Annotated in this window: 28 protein-coding genes; 11 read left to right on the top strand and 17 right to left on the bottom strand. The window is 70.9% G+C overall.

The genetic code is table 11. The features are described 5' to 3' along the window. Positions 1-35: 35 nt before the first annotated feature. Positions 36-311, top strand: a complete 276-nt coding sequence (locus ACYVID_RS05025) for a MoaD/ThiS family protein (protein WP_460735026.1) — start codon at positions 36-38, stop codon at positions 309-311. A gap of 38 nt (positions 312-349) precedes the next feature. Here the strand turns inward: ACYVID_RS05025 and ACYVID_RS05030 are convergent, their stop codons facing one another. Together ACYVID_RS05030 and ACYVID_RS05035 are read right to left on the bottom strand one after the other, a co-directional pair. Beyond that, positions 350-478 carry a hypothetical protein gene (locus tag ACYVID_RS05030; RefSeq protein WP_460735028.1) on the bottom strand — a complete coding sequence of 43 codons (129 nt, stop codon included), beginning with the start codon at positions 476-478 and terminating at the stop codon, positions 350-352. A 163-nt stretch (positions 479-641) separates the two neighbouring features. Then, positions 642-1,070 (bottom strand): Hsp20/alpha crystallin family protein, encoded by a 429-nt coding sequence (locus ACYVID_RS05035; RefSeq protein WP_300642660.1) that lies wholly within the window; start codon positions 1,068-1,070, stop codon positions 642-644. Between the two features lie 128 nt (positions 1,071-1,198). Here ACYVID_RS05035 and ACYVID_RS05040 point away from each other — a divergent pair, with 128 nt between their 5' ends. After that, the gene (locus ACYVID_RS05040; protein WP_460735030.1) at positions 1,199-1,513 is read left to right on the top strand and encodes a MerR family transcriptional regulator; all 315 of its coding nucleotides are present in this window, start codon (positions 1,199-1,201) and stop codon (positions 1,511-1,513) included. A 228-nt stretch (positions 1,514-1,741) separates the two neighbouring features. Next, positions 1,742-2,224 (top strand): TlpA family protein disulfide reductase, encoded by a 483-nt coding sequence (locus ACYVID_RS05045; RefSeq protein WP_460735032.1) that lies wholly within the window; start codon positions 1,742-1,744, stop codon positions 2,222-2,224. A 70-nt stretch (positions 2,225-2,294) separates the two neighbouring features. Here the strand turns inward: ACYVID_RS05045 and ACYVID_RS05050 are convergent, their stop codons facing one another. From ACYVID_RS05050 to ACYVID_RS05085, 8 genes are all read right to left on the bottom strand, one after another. Then, positions 2,295-3,194: an endonuclease domain-containing protein gene (locus ACYVID_RS05050; RefSeq protein ID WP_460735034.1), complete on the bottom strand. Its 900-nt coding sequence runs from the start codon at positions 3,192-3,194 to the stop codon at positions 2,295-2,297. A gap of 207 nt (positions 3,195-3,401) precedes the next feature. Continuing rightward, positions 3,402-4,028: a flavodoxin family protein gene (locus tag ACYVID_RS05055; RefSeq protein ID WP_460735036.1), complete on the bottom strand. Its 627-nt coding sequence runs from the start codon at positions 4,026-4,028 to the stop codon at positions 3,402-3,404. A gap of 72 nt (positions 4,029-4,100) precedes the next feature. Continuing rightward, positions 4,101-4,673, bottom strand: coding sequence for a hypothetical protein (locus ACYVID_RS05060; RefSeq protein WP_460735038.1), 573 nt, complete (start codon positions 4,671-4,673; stop codon positions 4,101-4,103). A gap of 251 nt (positions 4,674-4,924) precedes the next feature. Continuing rightward, complete coding sequence (locus tag ACYVID_RS05065; RefSeq protein WP_460735040.1) at positions 4,925-5,518, bottom strand: DUF6318 family protein; 594 nt, start codon at positions 5,516-5,518, stop codon at positions 4,925-4,927. Between the two features lie 96 nt (positions 5,519-5,614). Continuing rightward, entirely contained in the window at positions 5,615-6,664 is a 1,050-nt protein-coding gene (locus ACYVID_RS05070) for a GDP-mannose 4,6-dehydratase (RefSeq protein WP_460735042.1), read from the bottom strand. Positions 6,665-6,783: 119 nt separating this feature from the next. Continuing rightward, positions 6,784-7,395 carry a DUF3618 domain-containing protein gene (locus ACYVID_RS05075; protein ID WP_460735044.1) on the bottom strand — a complete coding sequence of 204 codons (612 nt, stop codon included), beginning with the start codon at positions 7,393-7,395 and terminating at the stop codon, positions 6,784-6,786. Next, positions 7,371-7,808, bottom strand: a complete 438-nt coding sequence (locus ACYVID_RS05080; protein WP_460735046.1) for a phage holin family protein — start codon at positions 7,806-7,808, stop codon at positions 7,371-7,373. The genes ACYVID_RS05075 and ACYVID_RS05080 overlap by 25 nt, the downstream gene beginning before the upstream one ends. Then, positions 7,805-8,560, bottom strand: coding sequence for a hypothetical protein (locus ACYVID_RS05085; RefSeq protein WP_460735048.1), 756 nt, complete (start codon positions 8,558-8,560; stop codon positions 7,805-7,807). Before ACYVID_RS05085 ends, ACYVID_RS05080 begins: the two co-directional genes overlap by 4 nt. A gap of 353 nt (positions 8,561-8,913) precedes the next feature. Between ACYVID_RS05085 and ACYVID_RS05090 the strand changes: the two genes are divergently transcribed. The 8 genes from ACYVID_RS05090 (at position 8,914) to ACYVID_RS05125 (ending at position 16,413) form a co-directional block, all read left to right on the top strand. Then, on the top strand, positions 8,914-9,393 hold the full coding sequence (locus ACYVID_RS05090) for a DUF4395 domain-containing protein (RefSeq protein ID WP_460735050.1): 480 nt from the start codon (positions 8,914-8,916) through the stop codon (positions 9,391-9,393). A gap of 94 nt (positions 9,394-9,487) precedes the next feature. Further along, positions 9,488-10,342 carry a sulfurtransferase gene (locus ACYVID_RS05095; protein ID WP_460735052.1) on the top strand — a complete coding sequence of 285 codons (855 nt, stop codon included), beginning with the start codon at positions 9,488-9,490 and terminating at the stop codon, positions 10,340-10,342. Then, complete coding sequence (locus tag ACYVID_RS05100; RefSeq protein WP_300643750.1) at positions 10,342-10,641, top strand: DUF1416 domain-containing protein; 300 nt, start codon at positions 10,342-10,344, stop codon at positions 10,639-10,641. Before ACYVID_RS05095 ends, ACYVID_RS05100 begins: the two co-directional genes overlap by 1 nt. Positions 10,642-10,758: 117 nt before the next feature. Beyond that, positions 10,759-11,763 (top strand): type IV toxin-antitoxin system AbiEi family antitoxin, encoded by a 1,005-nt coding sequence (locus ACYVID_RS05105; protein ID WP_460735054.1) that lies wholly within the window; start codon positions 10,759-10,761, stop codon positions 11,761-11,763. Between the two features lie 232 nt (positions 11,764-11,995). After that, the gene (locus ACYVID_RS05110) at positions 11,996-12,586 is read left to right on the top strand and encodes a hypothetical protein (RefSeq protein ID WP_460735056.1); all 591 of its coding nucleotides are present in this window, start codon (positions 11,996-11,998) and stop codon (positions 12,584-12,586) included. Between the two features lie 43 nt (positions 12,587-12,629). Continuing rightward, positions 12,630-14,069 (top strand): sensor histidine kinase, encoded by a 1,440-nt coding sequence (locus ACYVID_RS05115; RefSeq protein WP_460735058.1) that lies wholly within the window; start codon positions 12,630-12,632, stop codon positions 14,067-14,069. Positions 14,070-14,191: 122 nt separating this feature from the next. Beyond that, complete coding sequence (locus ACYVID_RS05120) at positions 14,192-14,560, top strand: hypothetical protein (protein ID WP_460735060.1); 369 nt, start codon at positions 14,192-14,194, stop codon at positions 14,558-14,560. A 107-nt stretch (positions 14,561-14,667) separates the two neighbouring features. Then, entirely contained in the window at positions 14,668-16,413 is a 1,746-nt protein-coding gene (locus tag ACYVID_RS05125) for a DUF4012 domain-containing protein (protein WP_460735062.1), read from the top strand. Between the two features lie 187 nt (positions 16,414-16,600). Here the strand turns inward: ACYVID_RS05125 and ACYVID_RS05130 are convergent, their stop codons facing one another. From ACYVID_RS05130 to ACYVID_RS05160, 7 genes are all read right to left on the bottom strand, one after another. Then, the gene (locus tag ACYVID_RS05130; protein ID WP_460735064.1) at positions 16,601-18,043 is read right to left on the bottom strand and encodes a tyrosine-protein kinase domain-containing protein; all 1,443 of its coding nucleotides are present in this window, start codon (positions 18,041-18,043) and stop codon (positions 16,601-16,603) included. Positions 18,044-18,202: 159 nt separating this feature from the next. Continuing rightward, positions 18,203-18,556 carry a phosphomannose isomerase type II C-terminal cupin domain gene (locus ACYVID_RS05135; protein ID WP_460735066.1) on the bottom strand — a complete coding sequence of 118 codons (354 nt, stop codon included), beginning with the start codon at positions 18,554-18,556 and terminating at the stop codon, positions 18,203-18,205. 110 nt (positions 18,557-18,666) lie between these two features. After that, positions 18,667-18,954 carry a DUF2516 family protein gene (locus tag ACYVID_RS05140; protein ID WP_460735068.1) on the bottom strand — a complete coding sequence of 96 codons (288 nt, stop codon included), beginning with the start codon at positions 18,952-18,954 and terminating at the stop codon, positions 18,667-18,669. Positions 18,955-18,988: 34 nt separating this feature from the next. Continuing rightward, positions 18,989-20,284: a type II toxin-antitoxin system HipA family toxin gene (locus ACYVID_RS05145; protein ID WP_460735070.1), complete on the bottom strand. Its 1,296-nt coding sequence runs from the start codon at positions 20,282-20,284 to the stop codon at positions 18,989-18,991. Further along, a complete protein-coding gene (locus ACYVID_RS05150; RefSeq protein ID WP_460735072.1) occupies positions 20,281-20,592 on the bottom strand; it encodes a helix-turn-helix transcriptional regulator in 312 nt (103 codons plus the stop codon). The genes ACYVID_RS05145 and ACYVID_RS05150 overlap by 4 nt, the downstream gene beginning before the upstream one ends. A gap of 70 nt (positions 20,593-20,662) precedes the next feature. After that, positions 20,663-21,622: an asparaginase gene (locus tag ACYVID_RS05155; RefSeq protein ID WP_460735074.1), complete on the bottom strand. Its 960-nt coding sequence runs from the start codon at positions 21,620-21,622 to the stop codon at positions 20,663-20,665. Positions 21,623-21,636: 14 nt separating this feature from the next. Beyond that, a partial coding sequence (locus ACYVID_RS05160; protein WP_460735076.1) for a transposase occupies positions 21,637-21,983 on the bottom strand: 347 nt, incomplete at its 5' end.

Here is a 21,983-nt window from a genome sequence, read left to right on the forward strand (position 1 = left end):
TCGACACCTCCCGGACACGATGGAAGGTTCTCCAGGTGAGTGAGACGCAGGTCATCACGGTGCGGTACTGGGCGGGCGCCAAGCACGCCGCCGGCACCGACCTCGACGAGGTCGCGTCCGCGGGCCCGCTGACGCTCAGCGAGCTGCGGGAGCGTGCGGTCGCGCTGCACCCGGGCACGCGGTTGGGCGAGGTGCTCGCGGTCTGCTCCGCGCTGGTCGGCGACCTGCCTGTGGGCTCCGCCGATCCGGGCGAGGTGGTCGTGCGGCCCGGGGAGACCGTGGAGTTCCTGCCACCCTTCGCCGGCGGCTGAGCCGCGGCGCTGCCGCGCTGCGTGCGGGCGACTGAGGCTCAGGCCCCGCCGGCCGGGTCGTCCGACCGGCTACCGAGGTCGAAGGCCCGTCCGCACGCGACGGCCAGGGGCAGGGGCAGCAACAACCACGCCGACACGGCCAGCGCCACCACGAGGGTCGTCACCATCTCTCCTCCACGGTCTCTCCGGAGTCCGTGCTCCGAGTTCGATCCTCCGGATCGACCCGGATGGCGCGCACCTGAGGTGGTCCGGACCAGCGGTCGCTCCCGGGTACGCCGGAGCCCGGCCCGCGCGTGGGCGGACCGGGCTCGGGTCGGGCTCGGGTGACGGTCAGGACTCGATCGCGACGGTCTCCTGCTCGGGAGCGGCGGCCACCTGGATCTTGCGCGGCTTGGCCTTCTCGGCGACCGGGACGACCAGGCGCAGCACGCCGGCGTCGTACGTCGCCTCGATCCGGTCGAGGTCGAGGTTGTCCCCGAGGACGAGCTGGCGGCTGAAGACGCCCGTCGGACGCTCGGAGGCCAGGCGCTCCCAGTCGCCGTTGCGGGCGACGCGCTCGGCGCGGACGGTCAGGACGTTGCGCTCGACGTCGAGGTCGATGGACTCGCGGGCCACGCCCGGCAGGTCGAACTCGATGACGAAGCGGTCGCCCTCGCGCCAGGCGTCCATCGGCATGACGGCCGGGCGGTTGGTGGTCCCCAGCAGCTGCTGGGTCAGGCGGTCGAAGTCGCGGAACGGGTCGGTGGTGCGGAGCAGCATGGGGTCCTCCTGGTTCTTCGGGTCGATCGGTCAGGACGGGTGGTACGCCGGGGTCTGCGTAAGTCCGTCGTACCTGTATCAACGGATACAGGTTTGTTGTATTCCATCGATCAGCGAAGATCAACCCCATGACCCCACCTGGTGACGCCCCGCGCGACGACCGGCCGACCGAGCGCCGGCGCGGGGTCTTCGCGATCTCGGTGGCGGCCGACATGGTGCGGATGGAGGTCCAGAACCTCCGCGTCTACGAGCGGCGCGGGCTGCTCACCCCCGACCGCACCGATGGGGGCACCCGGCTCTACTCCCAGGCCGACATCGAGGTGCTCCACCGCATCCGCGAGCTGCTGGCCGAGGGGCTCAACATCGCCGGTATCGCGAAGGTGCTGGAGCTGGAGGAGCGGGTACGCCGCCTCGAGGCTCGGCTGCGCGCGCCGCGCTCCTGAGAGCGCTCATCGCCGCTAGGTTCCGCGCATGGACTCGGGCCAGTCCGCGGATATGTCGGCCCACGACAGCTGCGTCGCGTGCTGGGCGTCGGTGCCGCGCACGTTGATGCACTTCCACCGCGAGTGGCACGCCACCCAGGAGCAGCGCCTGGCGGACGCGATCGCGTTGACGCTGCGCCAGGTGCCCCCGCCGCGGAATTCCCTGCGGGGGGATGCTGTTCTGGGAGCGTGTCCACCGGAGTCGTGATCGCGCTCGTCGCCGTCGTGCTGGCGCTGGGGTTCGGCCTCTACCGTGCCCGCACCGACGGCCGTTTCCGGGCTGCCCCGGCGGTCGAGCACGGGGACACGTCCGGCACGACGGTGGGTCGAGCCCCGGAGGCGTCCGAGCCCGGTCCCCGCGCCTGGGACGACGTCGTCGCCGCCCTCCCCGACGCCGAGCTGGGCGAGCGGGCGACGCTCCTGCAGTTCTCCTCGGCCTTCTGCGCCCCCTGCCGCGCGACCCGCCAGGTGCTGTCCGAGGTCGCTGCGGTCGTCCCCGGAGTGGTCCACCTCGAGGTGGACGCCGAGCACCACCTCGACCTCGTGCGCCGCCTCGACGTGCTGCGCACCCCCACGACCCTCATCCTCGACGCCGGCGGCCGCGAGGCCACTCGCGCGGCGGGTGCTCCTCGCAAGGAGACGGTGCTCGCCACCCTCGACGGGATCGTCTGACGTCCGCTCGGTCCCAGACCTCGTCGGAACGCAGACCGAATGAGTCGTCGAGGGCGCCGATCGCCGCGTCTCAGGCGGCGACGCACCCGAGGCACATCATCTCGGTCCGCCTTTTGACGACGTTGCGCAGCGTGACCGCCACCTGCTCGGGTCGGTGCATCACGTCGTCCCACGTGAACCTCAGGACCAGCCAACCTGCCGCGACGAAGGCGTTGTAGCGGCGCGCGTCCCGGACCAGGGCCTCCCTGCTCCCGTGCCACTCGAAGGAATCGGCCTCGAGGACGATGCGGAGCCGGGAGTCCACGAGATCCGGCCGGCCGAGGAAGTGCGGGTCGTGGATGTCGACCTGGGGGACGACGTGCAGCTCCTCGACCTGCAGGCAGATCGCCCGCAGCGCCGACTCGAAAGGGTTGGCCGCCCTGCGGTCGGCCGACGCCGCGATCTCTCGAGCGCGGCGGGCGCCGGGACCGCGCGCGTCCCGAGTGACGGCAAGGAGGTGTGAGCGAGTCATCCCGGCGCGCAGCGCCGAGTCGGCGACCGCGAGGGCGTCGGGGAAGGGCAGGGCCCGCAGGCAGTCGAGCACGGTGCGGTCGGCGCTGGTCCGATGACCGTCGACGTCATCGGCCGCCAGGTCGGTGCGGTGGAAGGACACGGCGCGCCGACGCTCCGACGACACGCGGCGGCTCTTGGGCACGATGACCTCGGGCCGGTCCGGCGTCGTCCACACGGCCCAGCCCCGGTCGAGGGCAGCGCTGCGGTAGGCGAGCACGGCGCGCAGCGCCAGTGCCTCGGCACGCGCTCGGTCGAACTCGAGCGCCGAGGTCCACGTGCCGCGGGCGACCGGGAGGATGACCCCGCCCCGCGCCGCTGCGTCCACCGCGGTCCGGCCGCACGCGGAGACGAGTGCGCCGCGCCGCGCGACGCCGCCGAGCGCGGTCAGCGCCGTCAGCACGTCGGGCAGGTCGTCCACTGCTCCAGCATCGGTCGGATCGGCGGGTCGCGCTCCGACTCATCCACAGGAGGCGGTGGCGTCGTGTGCCTGCGCGGGCAGCCGCAGGCCGCAGTCCCGTTGCGCGTCGTAGGCACAGCAGGCGGCTGCTTGGCGGTCCCGGCCGGCGGTGGTGGCCCTGGGGCCAGGTGGTGGCTACGCCAGCCCGGCTACGGTCCGGCGTCCGGATCAGTCCTGCGGCGGGTACGGCATCTCGCGCAGCAGCCGGGCGAGGTGGGCGAGGTTGGCGGCGAGCACGGCCGTGGTGCCGGCCGTCTTCTCCGGTGTCTCGTCGAGGTCCTGGTAGTCGGTGCCCTGCATCGCCTCGCCGACCCAGTACGTCGTGGCGTTGGGCGGGATGCTGAACCCCACGTCGTTGAGCGCCTGGAAGCACTCCGCCGCCACGTGGTGCGCGCCGTCCTCGTTGCCGACCACCGCGACGCCGGCGACCCTGTCGAAGAGGATCGGCCGGCCCTGGTTGTCGGTCTCGGAGATCTCGGCGTCCAGCCGTTCGAGCACCATCTTCGCCACCGACGACGGCTGGCCCATCCAGATCGGGGTCGCGAGCAGGACGATGTCGCTGGCCAGGATCTTCTCCCGGATCGACGGCCACTCGTCACCGTCGCCCTCGTCGGTGCTGACGCCGAAGCGGACGTCGTGGTCGACCACGCGCACGACCTCGTGCTCGAGCTGGCTGGGGTCGATGTGGTCCTCCAGGGCGGTGAGGACCTGGCGGGCGAGCTTGTCGGAGCTGGACGGCTCGGGGGAGCGGTTCAGCGTGCAGACCAGGGCGAGGGCGCGGATGCGAGTCGACATGGGGTGCGGGTACCCAGTCCGCCCCGAGGCACCCCACCCCGCCCGGGGAGGGTGCCGGTCAGGGCGCCCGACTCAGTCGTAGGTGACGAGCTGCGGCCGCGCGGTGACGACCTCGAGCGGCACCGGGTCGCTGTCGATGGTGACGACGCCGTCGACCGGACGCCACGGTCCGTTGCCGACGCGCCAGCGAGCGGTCCACGTGGTCTGCAGTCCGAGCCGCACGTCGCCGGCTCGGAGGTAGCGGTGCGTGACGTACGCCGACATGGGCAGCGACTCCCGGTACGGCTGGCCCGGGTCGCTCGTGGTGAACCCGTCTCCCTGGCCGGTGCTCCAGGCGAACTCCGAGGGCTCGATGTCGAAGGTGACGCTCCGACCGAGCAGCTGCACCGTCTCCGTGAACGGCTCGGCCTCGGTGTGCAGGATCGTGTCGAAGTTGACCAGCGTCCGCCCACCGACCGGGTTGACGCCGATGGGGGATTCGGGGACCGGGATGCGGCGGAAGGCTTCGAGGATGCGGCCGGGGGTCAAGACGTCGGCGGGTTGGGGACTGCCGCTTTCGTCGCAGTAAGTGCCGCCCAGTTCCACCGACCCATCCGCGCTGACGCCCCAGATGTTGAAGAGCAGTCCATTCTCTCCACAAGTCATCTGAGAGCCGCAGCCGTAGTAGGCGTCGCCTGGCGTGCCCTCGCCTCTGACACAAATTGGCTCTGGGACCCAGTCGATGTCTTGACTGGACGTCGGGCTGGTGCTGCTCGTCGAAGTGGGGCCAGTGGAGATGCCTAGTCCTGCGTTGAACTCGTTGGCTCCCGCTTCCGCGTCGATTTCCCCGCTAGCGATCGCGGGTCCACTGGATAGCACGAAGATCAGAATCGAGAGAGCGGCACTCAAGAGAGCTTTCATGCCTGGCGCACCAGCTCGGTCGTCTGCCACCGACCCTCAGTCCAGGAGACCGTGAAGATGTACCGCTCCGTTAGGGGCGCCGCTACGGAGGGTTCCTCGCCGCTCCGTCGAATTGTCTGCGCCGGGATTCGCATCGTTCCGGTGACCGCAACGATCGATTCGTTGCCCTTTGGTGAAGACCAGCCAGCATTGACGAACTGCCAAGCGTCCCCATCGATAGATCCCCCGCCGTCATACACCTCGCGGATCAGCGCGACGAAGAAGTTGCAGCCTTCGCACTGCTTCGCGCTGATCTCGTCGAGGGCAGTTGTCTCACCTGTCTTGAACGCCTCACTGAAGGTCGCGGTCCAATGCTTAGCGAAGGCAACCGCCCCCTCCGGCGTCCGCTCCTGCCACGGCTCCGGCTCGGCCGACGCGGAGGGCGAGGCAGTGGTCGGCTCCGCCGATGGCTCCGCCTCGAACTGCGGCGCAGGGTCGCCGCCACACGCCGAGAGCGCCGCCACGAGCGCGAGGCCGGACGCGAGGGGGCCGATCGTTCGTCTCATCTGCTGCCTTCCCGAGAGCTTCGCGCCCGGCAGCGGGCGCGCCACGAACGCTAGAAGGACTACCCCCGAGCGCGCCAGCCCGAATCCCGCGACCTGTGGACAGCGCGGGACAGCGGGGAGGGGGAAGCGGGGCGGCGCGCCCTACGGCTGCAGGTACCCCGCCGACTCCTCGACGCCCGTCCGCAGCCGCTCCACGTCCACCCGCACCATGTGCGCGATCACGTCCTCGAACGGCACCGACGGCTCCCACCCCAGCTGCTCCCGCGCCTTGGTCGGGTCGCCGACCAGCGAGGCGACGTCGGCCGGGCGCATCAGCGACGGGTCCTGGGCCACGTAGGAGGCGGAGGAGAGCCCCACCGAGGAGAACGCCAGGTCGAGCACGGAGGCCAGCGACCGCGAGACCCCGGTCCCGATGATGAAGTCGCCCGGCTCGTCCTGGGCGAGGACCAGCTGCATCGCTCGGGCGTAGTCGCCGGCCCAGCCCCAGTCGCGGCGTACGTCGAGGTTGCCGAGCGTGAGCGACGAGGCGCGGCCGAGCGAGATGGCAGCCACGCCCGACGAGATCTTGCGGGTCACGAAGTGGGCGGGCCGCAGCGGCGACTCGTGGTTGTAGAGCGTGCCGGTGGCGGTGAACAAGCCGTAGGACTCGCGGTAGTTCACGGTCAGGTGGTGCGCGAACGACTTGGTGGCGGCGTACGGCGAGCGCGGGTGGTGCGGGGTGTTCTCGGTCTGCGGCTGCTGGTCGGTGACGCCGAACATCTCCGACGACGACGGTTGGAAGAAGCGCGGCGCCCAGCCGTGGCGGTCGCGGAACGCGCGCAGCGACTCCAGCATCCGCAGCACGGCCATGCCGTTGGCCTCGGCGACGGTCTCGGCCGCGCCCCACGACGCACCGACGGAGGTGAAGCCGGCGAGGTTGTACACCTCGTCGGGCCGCAGCCCCTCGAGCACGGCCGCCCAGCCCTCGTGGTCGCGCTGGTCGAGGTCGACCAGCGTGACTCCGTCCAGGTAGGCGTAGGCCCGGCCTAGTGTCGAGGCCGCCCACCGCGAGCCCGGCCGCAGCGTGCCGACCACGGCGTACCCCAGCGACAGCAGGTGCCGCGCCAGGTACACACCGTCCTGGCCGGCCACCCCCGTGATCAGCGCCGTACGCCGGGGGCCGGCCGCGCCGGGCGCAGGTGTCGTGACCACCGCCGCACCCTAGCGGGAGACGGTCGAGGGCCCGTCGTGCGATCACGACGGGCCCTCGCTCTGCTCCCAGCGTCCCGCCGGACGGTCTCGGTACGGTCCGGCCGGGACGTGGCGTCGACTCAGGTCCCCGGGGCCTGGTCGCGCACCTCCTCGACCGACGAGGCGGCCTCGTCGCGGACCCGCTGCGAGGACTCCGCTGCGCTGTCCTTGACCTCCCCGGCGACGCGGGCGACCTCGTCCTTGAGGTTCGAACCGGCCTCCTGGGCGCTGGTGGCAGCGTCCTCGAGCACCGGCTTCGCCTTCTCCTTGGCTGTCTGCACGACCTGCTGGGAGACCTCGGCCTCCTTCTGCGTGGCCGGCACGAGGGCGGAGACGATCAACCCGGCGCCGAAGGCGACCAGGCCGGCCGCCAGGGGGCTGCCCTGGACGGCGTCCCGACCCGAGTCCACGGTCGACCCGGCGGCGGAGGCGATGCTGTCGCCGGCACCGCTGGCCGTCCCGCTCACAGAGCCTCCCACCGAGCCCCCCGCGTGGCGCACGCTGGTGGCGGCGTCACCGGCGGTGCCCATGACGGAGTCCTTGATCGAGGACAGCCGGCCCTTGGCGGCGGCCTTGCGGCGCTCGACGATCGCCGAGGGGCTCACCCGGTCCTGCAGGGCGTCGACATCCTGGGTCATCCGCGTGCGGGTGGCCTCGATCTCGCGGTTCAGCTCTTCTGTGCTCGTGCCCACTGTGCATCCTCCTTGAGGGTCTGCTGCGTCTTCGGCAGCTGCGGGTTGGCCTTCTTCAGGGCGGTGCGGCCGGTGACGGCGAGCAGGGCGGCGACGACCGCCCAGACCCCCGCCGTGATGAGCGCGGCGGCCCACAGGGGCAGCACCGTGTCGAGGCCGAACATCAACGTGAACGAGAGGAAGAGGAGCACGAGGTAGCCGGCCAGGCCGGCGCCCCCGAGCATCCCCGCGCCCTTGCCGGCGCGAGTCGCCTCCGCCTTGAGCTCGACCTTGGCCAGCTCCAGCTCCTGCTTGAGCAGGGTGGTGGTGTCCTGGGTCAGCGCCTGGACGATCTCGCCGAGGCTGCGCTCGTCCTCGGCCCCACGAGGGGTGGGTACGTCGGTGGCGCTGGTGCCTGCGGGTGTCGTGGTCATCCCTGCGGCCCCCTCCGCAGGCCGTGGCCCGGCTCGCCGAGCGGCCCGCCGCCGGCGGGGTCGGCCATCGGGTCGCTGAGCGGGTCGTTCAGCGGGTCGGTCAGCGGGTCACCGTGGCCACCCACGGCCGGCGTCACCGGCGGGGTGGGCGTGGTCGGGACCGGGAGGCCGTCGGCGGTGCCGCGGGGAGCCGGGACCTGGGCCGGCGTGGTGCCGGAGGTCGGTGTGCCGCTGGTAGGCCCGCTGCTCGACGCGCTCTGCGCGCCGCGCGCCAGCCGCCCGGCGGCGATGCCGGCGACGAGCGCCCCGGCGAGGAACAGCCCTGGACGCTGCCGCGCGAAGCGGCGTACGTCGTCGAGCAGCTCGGCGGGGTCACGGCCGTCGAGGCGGTGCTGGAGCTGCTGGGCGCGGTCGGCGACCTCGCGCGCCAGGGTGCCGGCGAGCCCGGCGCCACCCTCGCCCTCGGACATCGAGCGGAGGTCGGAGCTGACGCTGGACAGGGTCGAGACGAGGTTGTCGCGCTGGGTGCCTGCCTGCTCGCCGAGGAGCTGGCCGGCCTGGCCGCGCACCTCGCCGAGGAGGTCCTGGGCGTGGGCGGTGGCCTCGCCGGCGACCGAGCCGAGCTCCTGGGTGGCGGTGCCGGCGACGTCCTGGGCCCGCTCGGCGGCGGTCGACGCAGCCTGCTTGGCCTGGTCGGTGGTGCCCGCGCCGGTGGCGCCGGCGCTGGGGCCGGTCTCGTGCGTGGTGGTCATGGAACCTCCTGCTGTCGGGAACCCGCTGCAGGTGACCGGATCGGCGGGGTCCATGCGCGGCAAGGGCCGACTTCACCCCGACGGGCGCCGGACGACGGAGGAGCGGCGGACCGCCATCCCACATGGTGGATGCACGTTCCACGATGTGGGACATGGATTGGGAATAGATCGGCCGCCGAACCTACTGTTCCTGTCATGTCCACGACCTGGCTCACGAAGCGGCGCGCAGTCGACTACTGCCGCTCCCGCTCCAGCCTGTGTCGTACGTCGATGCGCTGACCCTTCCCCGTCCAGCCGTTCGACCGCCTCGTCGCGTCCTCCGACGCACCCACGACGAGTCGCCCAGGAGAGACATGACCACCACGTTCGACCCCCAGGCCCAGGCCGCCCAGCAGGCGCCCGCCGGCATCGACCCCCGCGGCCCGCAGTTCGCCGCGAGCCTGACCGCCGTCGTGCTCGTCGCGGTGCTGCTGCTGCCCCCGGCCGCGGCGCTCGTGCTGACCGCCGTCCAGGCGGCGCTCTTCGCGCTCGGTGCCACCCGCGGTGTCCAGCGCACCCCGCACGCCTGGCTGTTCAAGACCCTCGTGCGGCCGCGGCTCTCGGCCCCGACCGAGCTCGAGGACCCGGCCCCGCCGCGCTTCGCCCAGGCGGTCGGTCTCGGCTTCACGCTCGTCGCCCTCGTCGGCTACTCGATCGGGCTCAGCGCCGCCGGCGGGGTCGTCGTGGCCCAGACCGCGATCGGGTTCGCCCTGGTCGCCGCGCTGCTCAACGCCGTGTTCCGCTTCTGCCTCGGCTGCGAGATGTTCCTCCTGTTCCGCCGCGCCGCCGCCTGAGCGACCGCCGCACCCCACCTCGACCAGGCCCACACCCGGGCCGACCGACCAGACATCACCGACGTACCGCCGTACCCGACGAAAGGCTCAACCGATGACCCGCGAGAACACCCTCGTCTCCGCCCAGTGGGTGGAGGACCACCTCGACGACCCGAAGGTGGTGCTGATCGAGGTCGACGAGGACACCGCGGCCTACGACAAGGGCCACATCAAGGGCGCCATCAAGCTCGACTGGACGACCGACCTTCAGGACCAGGTCCGCCGCGACTTCGTCAACAAGGCCCAGTTCGAGGCGCTGCTCTCCGACCGCGGCGTCGCCAACGACGACACCGTCGTGCTCTACGGCGGCAACAACAACTGGTTCGCCGCCTACGCCTACTGGTACTTCAAGCTCTACGGGCACCAGGACGTCAAGCTCCTCGACGGCGGCCGCAAGAAGTGGGAGCTGGACTCCCGCGAGCTCACCGACGAGCTCCCCACCCGCGAGAAGACCTCCTACACCGCGACCGAGCAGGACTCGAGCATCCGCGCGTTCCGTGACGAGGTCGTGGCCGCGATCGGCACGCAGAACCTGGTCGACGTCCGCAGCCCCGACGAGTACGCCGGTCGCCTGATGGCCCCCGCCCACCTGCCCCAGGAGCAGGCCCAGCGCGCCGGCCACATCCCGACCGCGGCCAACGTCCCGTGGAGCAAGGCGGCCAACGACGACGGCACCTTCAAGTCCGACGAGGAGCTGCGCCAGATCTACACCGAGGCCGGCGTCGACTGGAGCAAGGACACCATCGCCTACTGCCGCATCGGCGAGCGCTCGAGCCACACCTGGTTCGTCCTCAAGGAGCTGCTGGGCGAGAAGAACGTGAAGAACTACGACGGCTCGTGGACCGAGTACGGCTCGCTCGTCGGCGTCCCGGTCGTCCTCGGTGACGACGCCGGATCGGCGGACGCCTGATGTGCGGCGCGACCGAGGGCGGACTCTCCCTCGACGGCGTCAACGTCGCCAAGGAGGCCGTGATCCAAGGCCGGGTGGTCCGCGACGGCGAGCCGGTCGGCAGCGCCTACGTGCGTCTGCTCGACAAGTCCGGCGAGTTCACCGCCGAGGTCCCCACCTCCGCCACCGGCCACTTCCGGTTCTTCGCCGGCGACGGTGAGTGGACCCTGCGCACCCTGGCCCCGAAGGCCGACCCCGTCGACCGCAAGGTCACCGCGCAGACCGGCTCCGTCGCGGAGGTCGAGATCTCCGTCGGCTGACGCCTGTTGAGTGACTAAACTGGGCCGACCCGTGGACAACGGGTCGGCCCAGTGCCATTGCTGCCAGAGGGCGGCAACCTTGTTCAACTAACGTCGACGTTCAGTTATCTTGAACAAATGACTTTCTTGAACGGCGTGCATGCTTCGCCCGAGTTCTGGGGCGAGGTCACCGCGCAGCTGACGGATTGGCAGGTGCGGATCGAGGCGTCGCCGCAGCTGCAGGACACAGGGCACGGCCAAGCCCGCCTCGCAGTTCGCCAGCACAGCCGCGTGTACGACGCCGTCGTGATGCCTGCAGCCCAGGCCAAGCATCTGCCGACGAGCGGTGCTGCGCTCGGCACCCCCCTCCTCCTCATCAGCGACAAGATCACCACGAAGACAGGCTCGATGTTGCGGCGCGCGGGCATCGACTACGTCGACTCGTGCGGCGGCGCCAGCATCGCCTTCGATGAAGTGGTGGTCGCCTTGAGTGGAACCGGTACGCCGCGCACGCCTCTGAAGTCGGGGCGAACAGGAGCCTCCGGCGCGCCGACGACCAACCTCTACAGTGCTGGACGAGCCCAGGTCCTCGCAGTTCTCTTGTCCTGGCCGGAGGTCCTAGACAAGCCCGTCCGTCAGATCGCCCAGGTGGCTGGAACGTCTGTCGGGCTCGTGCACGACGTGCTTTCGGCGCTGGAGAGCTTGGGGTACATCGATCGACTGGCACGGACGTCCCACCTGACCGACATCCACGGGTTGGCGCTGAACTGGGCGGCCGCCTTTCCTGGGGGTCTTCGCCGTAAAATGGAGATCGGCGTCTTTTACTCGGACCCTCACCGGTGGCCTGTCGCCTCGAGCGATGCCCTGCTCGGAGGTGAGTGGGCTGTCCGGGACCTGCTTCAGCCCGCCCGGGTCACCGTCTACACCCCTCAAATCGATGGCCCGCTGCTCTCCGGTCTGCGGCTGCGCACCGCCGAGCAGGGCGAGGCCAACACCATCGTGCTGCGTCGGTTCTGGCAGTCGCCTACGCCTGACCAACGACACAGCATCCCGTGGGTCGTGACGTATGCCGAGCTCATGTCGTCGCAGGATGCCAGGGTCCGCACCGCGGGACACGACTTTTTCCGACTCCATGCTGGCTGAGACGGCAGACCTTGGTCGCGTCGACCTGTCCGTGGTCGACCGTGTCGTCGAGGACCTGCTTGATCGAGGCGCCGACATCTCGCGACTGATGTTGGTGGGGGCGCACTGCAGAAACGTCTGGGCGCAAGCCTTGGGTGATTCATCGCCGATGGTGCACACCCACGACGTGGACCTAGGGATCGCGGTCTCGAGTATGCAACAGTGGTCCGACCTGACCTCTCAATGACCGAAGGTGCGTGGCAGCTCCTCCGGCATCGCCTTCACCGTGGCGGGCATGCATGTGGACGTCATGCCCTTCGGACACGAAGTCGAGCGACCGGCGGGCACCGTGACGCCCCCTCCGCGTCCCGATGAGCCGTTCAGCGTGCTGGGCTTCGAGTCCGTCTTTCGGTCTGGTGTGAAGGTCGCGTTGCCGCTGGGGAAGGACCTGACGCTACCCACCCCGGAGGGATTCGCCCTCCTGAAGATCGCCGCACTTCATGACCGTTTGGCCTGGAATCAGCTCAAAGACGCCCAGGACCTTGCCGTTGTCCGTCGGTGGTATCTCGGCTCTACCTATCTCGCGGACCGTCTATACGACGAGGACCTCCTTCCAGTCCTGCTCGCGGAGGGCGTCGATCCGTCACTGGCCCTCATGCGGTTGTGGGGACAGGTCTGCGCGGCGCTTCTCGGGGTTGAGGAGCGTCGAATCCTCCTCGACCAGTGGTCTGTCTGTGTGAGTCCGCTTGAGAGAGTTTGGGCGGCTGAGAAACGGGATCGGGTGTGGCGCGCGCAGGCTGTTGCTCTCGTGGAAGCGTTCGATCGCGGGATCCGGGCTACCTAATGGCACCCGGAGGGGGTGAGGGGCCCCGCCCTACGCTTCCCGGGTGACGTGGGTGCGGGGGCTCCTGGGCGGGATGCGGGTCCGCATCCTCGCCGTGGTGGTCCTGGTGCTCGTCATCTCCTCGCTCGGCTCGGTGCTGCTGCTGCGCGCGGCGCTGCTCAACCAGCTCGACGAGGAGGTCTCGGAGTCCCTGGCGCGCGAGGCGCAGGAGTTCCGGCTGCTGGCCGACGGCAACGACCCGCGCACGGGCCGACCGTTCGACGGGGACCTGGCAGCGATCTTCGAGGTGTACTTCTCCCGCGAGGTCCCCGACGAGGGAGAGACGCTGCTGGCCTTCCTCGACGGCCGCCTGGTGGCCTCTCGCCGTGCCTCGGACGCCGCCGCTCCCGACCAGCTCGGCGCCGCCACGACGTACTGGCTCTCGCTCACCGAGGAGGAGCGCGGCGAGCGGGAGACCGCGGCGGGGCCGGCGGAGTACGTCGCGCTGCCGCTGACCGGCAGCGACGGCGAGCAGGGGCTCTTCGTGGTGGCGAACTTCCCGGCCTTCGAGCGGGAGGAGATCGCCGACTCCCTGCAGACCCAGCAGCTGATCAGCCTGCTGGCGCTGCTCCTGGCGACGACCTTGGGCGCGGTGTTGGCCGGGCGGGTGCTGCGGCCGCTGGTGGTGCTGGCCGCCACCGCGCGGGAGATCTCCGACACCGACCTGTCGCGCCGCATCCCCACCCGCGGCGGTGACGAGGCGTCGCAGATCGCCGAGGCGTTCAACGACATGCTGGGGCGGCTCGAGGAGGCATTCACCTCGCAGCGGCGCTTCCTCGACGACACCAGTCACGAGCTGCGCACCCCGCTGACGGTGATCCGCGGGCAGGTGGAGCTGCTGGAGCTGGACGAGACGCCCGAGGAGCGGGCCGAGACGACCCGGCTGGTCCTCGACGAGCTGGACCGGCTCTCGCGGATGGTCGACGACCTCTTCCTCCTCGCCCGCGCCGAGCACCCCGACTTCCTGCGGCCGGACCGGGTGGAGGTCCCGACCTTCCTGACGGACCTGCACCGCCGGCTCTCGACCCTCACCCCGCTGGAGCTGCGAGTTGACGTCGCCGCCGACTTGACCGTCACCGCCGACCCGCACCGGCTGGCCCAGGCGGTGACCCAGCTGGTCGCCAATGCCGTCAAGCACGCCGGTGCCGACGCCCGCGTCGAGCTGGGCGCCCGCGTCGACGACGGCGAGCTGGTCGTCTGGGTCGCCGACGACGGTCCGGGCGTGCCCGTCGACGAGGCCCCGCGGATTTTCGACCGCAGCCACCGCGGTGTCGCCGCTGACCGTGGCGGCGCGGGGCTCGGGCTCGCCATCGTCCGGGCCATCGCCGAGGCGCACGGCGGCACCGCGCGCCTGGCGCCGACGGCGGTGGGCGCCCGGTTCGAACTCCGGCTACCACTCGGTACGACGTCGTCGCAGGTCGCGCCGCATGTTTCGGCGACGTGAACATCTCGGGCTTCACCCCAAAGTATTCTGAGATGGACTCGCGCGGGGCGGCTCACCTGTGGTTGTCTTTACCCCGTCCAATTACTACCTAGGTGCCGCAAGCGCCTCATGGGGAGTCTCACATGAAGAAGATCATCGCCGCTGCCGCGGCCGGGGTCATGCTGGCGTTCTCCGGCACCGCCGCCCACGCCGCCTACGAGCCCACCGTCCCGACCGACGTCAAGACCGGCAGCGACGGCAACGTCCAGGCCGGCAAGAAGGAGCGGATCGTCGTCCGCCTCGGCGTCGACGGTGACGCAGCCCAGTGCACCGGTCAGGTCACCCTGATCTACATGTCGGGCAAGGTCGTCCTGCGCCAGCGCGACAAGGGCCCCGCCGACCGCGTGCCGTTCAACGCCCGCGTCCCGAAGAAGACCACGAAGATCGTCGCGCTCTACCAGCGTGGCAAGAAGGACCCCTGCGACAAGTCCACGAAGGTCATCCGCCTCTGACGCTTCGCGTCAGCAGCACCTGAGCTTTTGCGAAGGCCCCCGTCGTCGGACGGGGGCCTTCGTGCGTCCGGTCCGCACCTGCCGCCCACCGTCGATAGGGTCCTCGCATGTCTCGCCGCCGTGCCGTCCTGCTCGTCTCCGGGCTGCTCCTGCTCGTCGTGCTGGTCCTCGGGGCCCTGGTGGGCTGGCGGGCCCTGCAGGTCAATGACTCTCTCCAGCAGGCGGTGCGTGATGCCGAGGCGACCCGCACGGCGTTGGAGTCCGGGGACCAGGCGCAGATCGACACCGCACTGACCGCGCTCCAGGAGTCGTCGGCCGACGCAGCCGAACAGACTGACGGCGTCCTCTGGTCGCTCGCGACCGCACTGCCCGTCGTCGGCGACGACGCCTCAGGCGTCCGTACGGCGGCGCGGGTCGTGTCCGACCTGGCCAACACCGGCATCGCGCCGCTGGCCGAGCAGGCGACCCAGCTGGACCGGATCCTCCCCGCCGACGGGTCGGTCGACCTGGACGCGGTCCGTGACCTGCAGGCGCCGGTCCGCCAGGCGGCCGAGGCCCTGACCGCGGCGCGCGCCGACCTGGCAGCCGAGGACAGCAGCGGCTTCGTCGACCGTTTCAAGACCGAGTACCGCGAGCTGGTGACCATCGTCGGAGACGCGGCCGGTGCGATGGACTCCGCCGCCGTCGGTGTCGACCTGCTCCCCGAGCTCCTGGGTGCCCAGGGGCAGCGCGAGTATCTCCTGGTCTTCCAGAACAACGCCGAGATCCGCGCGACCGGCGGTCTGCCCGGCGCCATGTCGATCGTCACCGCGGACGGCGGTGCCATCGACCTCGGACGCCAGGACTCGGCTGCCCGCTTCGGTGAGCGCGCGACTCCGGTCCTTCCGCTGACCGAGGACGAGGTCGACATCTACTCGGAGAAACTCGGCACCTACATGCTCGACGCCAACTTCACCCCCGACTGGCCGCGCGCCGCCGAGCTGATCCGCGCCCGCTGGGAGGAGGTGCACCCCGAGGACCTCGACGGGGTGCTCACCCTCGACACGGTCGCCGTCTCCTACCTACTCGGTGTCACCGGACCCATCGAGGTCGGCCCCTACACGCTGACCCAGGACAACGCCACGGACGTCCTGCTCAGCCAGGTGTACGCCGACTTCCCCGACCCGGCGGCCCAGGACGCCTTCTTCCGCACCGTCGCCTCGACGGTCTTCGACCGGGTCGCCGGCGGCGACGTCGGCAACCCGCGCGACCTGCTGCGCGCACTCGTGCGCGCCGGGGACGAGGGCCGGGTCTACGTCAACCTCACCGACGAGGCCGAGCAGGCCGAGCTGGCCGCCCGCCGGGTGGCGGGCGCCTCGGAGGACGGCGAGGGGGTCGCCGAGCTGATCGACGTCAGCCTGCTCGACGGCACCGGCTCGAAGATGTCCTACTACCTCGACTACGACGTGCGCGCCCGCGGCACCAGCTGCACCGGTGGCACGGCCCGTGTGGCGGTTGCGATGCGGCTAGAAACCCTTCCACCTGGTGACGTTGCGTCCATCCCGCCCTACGTCCAGGGCGGCCAGAACGTGACAGTGGCTCCCGGCGAACAGCTGGTCCAGATTCGGCTAGCCACGCCCTCGGGCGGCTCCGTCACCGGCTTCACGATCCGCGGCAAGGACTTCGACCCCGACAAGGACGACACGCTCGGCGACCGCCAGGTCAGCACCGCCTACCTGCTGCTCGAGCCGGGCAAGCCCGCCGACATCACGTGGGAGATTGAGGTGCCGCAGGCAGCCGCGTCCGTACCCGTCAGGGTCACCCCCGGTCTTCGCCCTGAGAACTACTCAGGAACGGTGAGCACCACCTGCTGATCTGACCGTCGTGGGTCGAGCTGGCCGCGGCCCTGCCTTGGTGGTCGAGCAGCGAGGAGCGTCAGCGACGAGCGTGCGTCGAGACCACTGGCCCGCACCCAGGCCTGTAGATGGCGGATCCGGATGCCGATCGGCCCGGCGGTTGAGGAGGTTGCTCTGCAACCGTCTCGAAACCCCGGACCGGGGATCAGTGCTGCTTCTTCCGGTCCCTCTTCTTCGCAGGCGCGGCCTTCTCGGCCTCCGGGGCATAGCCGTACCCGTAGCCATAGCCGTAGCCATAGCCGTACCCGTAGCCCCCGCCACCACGCCGCCGAGCCGGCGTCATGTTGAGGATCAGACCCACGAGCTCGGCGTCGACCTGCTCGAGCCGGTCCTGCGCCTGCACCAGCTGCTCCTTGGTCGTCCTGCCGTGCGCAGCGACGACGATCGCCCCGTCGGCCTGCACCGAGAGCAGCGCTGCGTCGGTGACAGGCAGCAGCGGCGGGGCGTCGATGATGATGGTGTCGAAGCGGTCCTTGGCCCGCTCGAGCATCTCCGACATCGCCTTCGACTGCAGCAGCTCGGCCGGGTTCGGCGGCACGGCGCCGCTACCGAGCACGGTGAGACCTGAGGGGGCGTGCTCTTGGAGCGCGTCCTCGAAGGCCACACGGCCCACGAGCACGGTCGTCACCCCGATGGAGTTGTCCAGGCCGAGTGCGAGCGACGCCTTGGGGCGGCGCAGGTCGCACTCGATGAGCAGCGTCTTCTGGCCGGCCTGGGCGAGCGTGATGGCAAGGTTCGCCGCTATGGTGGTCTTCCCCTCGCCGGGCAGTGCCGAAGTCACGACGAACACCTTGGTCGTGGCGTCGACGTCGACGAACTGCAGGTTGGTCCGCAGCACGCGGAAGGCCTCGACCCGGGGTGCGTGGGACGCCAGCGAGGTGACCAGCGGCTCTGTGCGAATGGCCGGGTCGTAGCCGACGGTGCCCAGCAGCGGCGCCTCGGTGGTCTCGCGGAGGTCGTCGGGGGACTTGATCGTGGTGTCGAGCAGCTCGCGCAGCACGGCCACGCCGAAGCCGAGGAGCAGGCCCAGCACGAGCGCCAGGCCGAGGTTGCGCACGGGCTGGGGTGCCACGGGGGTCGTCGGCAGGGTGGCGGAGCCGACGATGCTGGCGCGGATGAGGGGCTCGCTGGCGCCGGCGGGCGTCTCGAGCTGGCGGACGAGGTCGCTGAGCGCAGCGGCGTACGCCTGCGTGAGCGCCTGCGCCTGGAGCGGCTCGGGGTCGGTGACGGCCAGGTCGATGATGACGGTCTCGGGGGTCACGGTCGCCTCGACGGAGTCCATCAGCTCCCCGGCGGTCAGGGACACGCCGAGGTCGTCGATGACGGTCTGCGCGAGCTCCTCGCTCTTGCCGACGAGGTCGGCGTAGGAGGTCACGCGCTGCTGGGAGAAGAGGCCGCCCTGGTATGCCGCGCCGGTGCTGTCGCCGGCGTCGCCGGAGGTCGTGGAGACGAAGAGCCTGGCGGTCGACTGGTACTGCGGGGTGCTGGTGAACGTCCACGCGGCCGCCGCCCCCACGACCAGCAGGGTCAGGGTGGCGATGAGCATCCACCGGCGTCGGAGGATGCGCAGGTAGTCCCGCAGTTCCACTGGTGCTCCGTTCGATCCCGCCGACTCCCTGAGTCATGCCCTGGGAACGGGCGGAACCGGCTCGGAGAACCTTAACCGAGCAAAAGTGACACCGCGGTTTCCCCGCTCGCCCCCCATTGGTTGAGGTGCGAGCGCAGCGAGCCACGAAAGCCTGGAGCCTCAGCCGACGGCAGCCCGCCCGTAGTCATCCTCCAGCCGGCAGATGTCATCCTCACCCGTGTACGCCCCCAGCTGCACCTCGACGATCACCAGCAGCTCGTCGTGCATGTTGGTGATCCGGTGCGGCTGGCCGACCTCGACGTGGACCGACTCGCCCGGTCCGGCGACGACGGTCTCCCCGTCGATCACGGCTGTGCAGGTCCCCTTCGCCACGACCCAGGTCTCGGCCCGGTGCTCGTGGGTCTGGTAGCTCAGCCGCCGCCCGGGGTGGACCACGATCCGCTTGACCTTGAAGCCGTCCTGGTCGTCGAGGACCTGCCACTCGCCCCAGGGTCGGATGTCGAAGTCGTGCATGGCCCACGCTCCTGCGATCGGGTGGGGCCCGCCCCCCGCGAGCCCCTGGTTCGACACTAGGAGCGCCGATCCACAGCCGGGTGTGAAGCGACCCTCAGTTGGGTGACAAGTCAGCGACGTCGCAGCCCGGCGATGGCCGGCCGTACGTCGGCGAGGTAGACGAACGCAGCGATGGTGAAGACGATGTTGAGCAGCCCCAGCGGACCGGCAAGCAGCAGCTGCACGACGACACCCAGCCCGAGGATCAGCGACCAGGCGGTCTTGGTGAGCTTCCCGGCCGCCTCGTACTCCTCGTTGGAGTGGGTCAGCGCGTTGACGAACGCGAAGATCTTCACCACGAGGAGCACGAAGGTCACCACGAGGTAGAAGTTCAGGTCCAGCGTCCGCACGTCCAGCACAGTCCGAAGGGTACAGAGGCGGGCAGAGCTGCATTCAGGCGCTGGTGCTGCCGACCGTCCGGCAGAAGTCGTCGATGACCCAGCCCATGGAGTCCAGCTCCGAGTCCGGCACCCGGTTGGCAGCGGCGACGTCGCGCCACCCCTCGAGCGCGTCGCGGATCTCGAGCAGTCCGGTGCGCGCCTGGGCCGGCTCCAGGCCGAAGTACGCCGCGTCGCGCACCAGTGCCCGCAGGGTCCCGTCCCGGTCGGCGGCCCCGACGAGCGAGGTGGCGCGCGGCTGCGCCGGCCGGGGGTCGATGTTGATGTCGAAGGCGGGTGCTAGTCGCCACCCGCTGCCCGTGCGGAGGAAACCGTGGTTGTGGAAGTGGTCGTCGCTGTTGTGGAGGGCGACCGTGACGGCGATCCGGCGCCAGAGGTCACGCAGGTCCGCGGCGGCCGCGCTGGAGTGGTCCTCGACGGCGGCGACCAGGTCGAGGTAGTCGTTGCCCGCGCTGCTGGGTCGTTCCGTCAGGGTGCGGGCGCTGAGGTAGCCGACGCGTCCCCCGTCCGGTCCTCGGTCGAAGCGCTCGACGAGGAGCACGTGCTGGTCGCCCACGTCCACGAGGCGACGGGCGGGCACAGGGATGCCGCAGCGCTCGGCGAGGTCCAGCGCGGTCTTCTCCCACGCCATGACGTCCCACTCGTCCTCGCGCCAGGGGAACTTCGCGATGAGCAACCTGACCTCACCCTCGTCGATCCCGCCCATCACCGAGGCCTTGGGCCGGGCGCCGCCGAGGGTGGCGCTGCCCGCGGCGAGCAGCGTCTGGAGGGCGTCGCTCACCGCCTCGTCGGTCGCGTGCTCGGACGTGACACGGGCCGAGGCTGCCAGCAGGTCGGGGAGCCGGACGAGCGGTGGCACGGTGAGATCGGGCGCGAGGAAGTCCGTGCGCCCGGGCAGGGCGACCCGCAGGTTGCCCTGCCTGGTGAGGTCGCTGACCCCGACGAGGTGGTCGACCTCGGTGATCAGGGGCATCGGCGCTCGGGAACGGGACGCGTCGAGCCGCAGCTTGCGGGTGATCAGCTGACGCCCCCACCAGTCGGGCGTGGTGTCGGCGAGGCAGCCGGGGAGTCCGGCGATCACGTGCGTCGTCGCGGTGAGGGGGAGTGCCGGGTCGACGGGGTAGCAGCGCGCGTCGGCGAGGTAGGTCGGCGCGTAGGTGAAGTCCGTCGTCGTGGTCGCCCCGCGGTGGCGGAAGCGCACGGTGGCGACCAGGACGGTCTCGCCGGCGATCTCGGCGTGGACCTCGAGAGAGGCGGGGGTCGCGGCGAGTGAGTGGGCGCTGTCGCTCATGAGCTGCTCGGCCGGACCCGGCGCGGGAGCGCCTCGTCGGCCCGGGCCCGGCCGAGATCGGTCTCGTAGGGGTCGAGCGCCTCGACCGCCCGGTCGAGCTGGCCCAGAGAACGCAGGACGTTGAGGTAGGCCCCCAGGCTGACGCCCAGCTCGCCGGACTCCAGCTTGCTCAGGGTGGTCCTCGAGATCCCCGCCCGCTCGGCGAGCTGGGCCGACGTGAGCCCCTGCAGCTTGCGCCAGGTCGCCACGTGGTTGCCTGCCTGCCGACCGGCGCGCAGGACCCGCGCCTGAGGCAGACGCTGCGGCATGAGCTGGTCTCCTTCGTTCAGCAACCTGCACAGTGTGTCACACAATGCTCAGGATCCTGGACATAAAAAGTCAGTACGCCGCGCGCACCTCGCCCACGGGAACACCGCCCCCGTGCAGCACGTGAACCCCCGTGCGCCGCACCGCCTCCGCATCCACCCCAGCCATCTCCAGCACCCCCGACCGCTCCAGAGCCGCCGCCATGGCGACTGGCCGAGCCCGGGCGCCGCCGTCCTCGATCTTCAGCGCGAACGCCTGCCCGTCCGGCAGCGCGACCGCGTAGCACGCCTCCGCCCCAGCCTTCCCGATCGCGCCGGGAATCGCTCGGAGCAGCGTCAGTTCGTCCCGCGTCGACCCCGACACCAGCTCCGGGTGCGCCCGGATCGCCGACGCCACCCGGTGCTCGGCCCCTGACGTCGCGACTGCCAGGGCGCGGAACGCCCGCGCCAGCCCGGTCAGCGAGGTCGACAGTAGCGGCGCCCCGCACCCGTCCACCGCGACGGTGTCGACCGGCTCCCCGGTCAGCCGTGCGAAGGTCGCGAGGATCGCCTGCTGCAGCGGGTGGTCGGGGGAGAGGTTCGTCGCGGTGTCCCATCCTTTCGCAACACAGGTCGCCAGCATCGCCGCGTGCTTGCCCGAGCAGTTCATGAAGAGCCGCGACGCCGACGCCCCCGACCGCAGCGCCTCGTCCCGGACCGCGTCGATCATCGGCCAGTCCACCGGGCACTGCAGGTCGTCCTCGGTCAGTCCGGCGCCGTCGAGGATGCGCTGGACCGCCTCAAGGTGCATCGCCTCGCCCGAGTGCGATGCGCAGGCCATCGCCAGCAGTTCCGGAGGCAGGTCGAGACCCGCCTCGACCATGGCGACGGCCTGCAGCGGCTTGTTGCACGAGCGCGGCAGCACGGGGGAGTCGACGTCACCGACCGCCCACGCGACCGACCCGTCGGGCGCCAGCGCCACCACCGACCCGTGGTGCTGCCCCTCGACGAACCCGGAGCGCACGACCTCGGCGACGACCTGGGGAGATGCCATGCGTTTCTCCTATGTCAAGCGGCGGCCGCGAGTCCAGTCGCGGCCGCTGCTTGATCGGTGTTGAGGTGGTTGAAGACGATGCGGGCCAAACGTCGTTTCAGGCAGCGCAGTGCCTCGGGCGTGGACATGCCGTCAGCCTTCTTCTTCTCGTAATAGGTCTTTCCAAGGCCGTCGAGCCGGATCTGTGTCACGGCGATGCGGTGGATGGCCGCGTTGAGCTGTCTGTTGCCGGATCGGGTGAGCCTGACGCGGCCCTTGGTGTTGCCCGACCAGACCGGAATCGGCGCGATCCCGGCGTGCCGGGCGAATGCGGCCTCGGACTTGAACCGGGTCACGCCGGCGGCTTCGCCGACGATCTTGG

This window comes from Nocardioides ginkgobilobae, assembly GCF_054781275.1.

Coding starts and splice junctions, on each gene's coding strand:
- ACYVID_RS05030 (WP_460735028.1), bottom strand. CDS start 478: ATGGTGACGACCCTCGTGGTGGCGCTGGCCGTGTCGGCGTGGTTGTTG.
- ACYVID_RS05035 (WP_300642660.1), bottom strand. CDS start 1,070: ATGCTGCTCCGCACCACCGACCCGTTCCGCGACTTCGACCGCCTGACC.
- ACYVID_RS05040 (WP_460735030.1), top strand. CDS start 1,199: ATGACCCCACCTGGTGACGCCCCGCGCGACGACCGGCCGACCGAGCGC.
- ACYVID_RS05055 (WP_460735036.1), bottom strand. CDS start 4,028: ATGTCGACTCGCATCCGCGCCCTCGCCCTGGTCTGCACGCTGAACCGC.
- ACYVID_RS05060 (WP_460735038.1), bottom strand. CDS start 4,673: ATGACTTGTGGAGAGAATGGACTGCTCTTCAACATCTGGGGCGTCAGC.
- ACYVID_RS05080 (WP_460735046.1), bottom strand. CDS start 7,808: ATGACCACGACACCCGCAGGCACCAGCGCCACCGACGTACCCACCCCT.
- ACYVID_RS05085 (WP_460735048.1), bottom strand. CDS start 8,560: ATGACCACCACGCACGAGACCGGCCCCAGCGCCGGCGCCACCGGCGCG.
- ACYVID_RS05090 (WP_460735050.1), top strand. CDS start 8,914: ATGACCACCACGTTCGACCCCCAGGCCCAGGCCGCCCAGCAGGCGCCC.
- ACYVID_RS05095 (WP_460735052.1), top strand. CDS start 9,488: ATGACCCGCGAGAACACCCTCGTCTCCGCCCAGTGGGTGGAGGACCAC.
- ACYVID_RS05100 (WP_300643750.1), top strand. CDS start 10,342: ATGTGCGGCGCGACCGAGGGCGGACTCTCCCTCGACGGCGTCAACGTC.
- ACYVID_RS05105 (WP_460735054.1), top strand. CDS start 10,759: ATGACTTTCTTGAACGGCGTGCATGCTTCGCCCGAGTTCTGGGGCGAG.
- ACYVID_RS05120 (WP_460735060.1), top strand. CDS start 14,192: ATGAAGAAGATCATCGCCGCTGCCGCGGCCGGGGTCATGCTGGCGTTC.
- ACYVID_RS05125 (WP_460735062.1), top strand. CDS start 14,668: ATGTCTCGCCGCCGTGCCGTCCTGCTCGTCTCCGGGCTGCTCCTGCTC.
- ACYVID_RS05135 (WP_460735066.1), bottom strand. CDS start 18,556: ATGCACGACTTCGACATCCGACCCTGGGGCGAGTGGCAGGTCCTCGAC.
- ACYVID_RS05145 (WP_460735070.1), bottom strand. CDS start 20,284: ATGAGCGACAGCGCCCACTCACTCGCCGCGACCCCCGCCTCTCTCGAG.
- ACYVID_RS05150 (WP_460735072.1), bottom strand. CDS start 20,592: ATGCCGCAGCGTCTGCCTCAGGCGCGGGTCCTGCGCGCCGGTCGGCAG.
- ACYVID_RS05155 (WP_460735074.1), bottom strand. CDS start 21,622: ATGGCATCTCCCCAGGTCGTCGCCGAGGTCGTGCGCTCCGGGTTCGTC.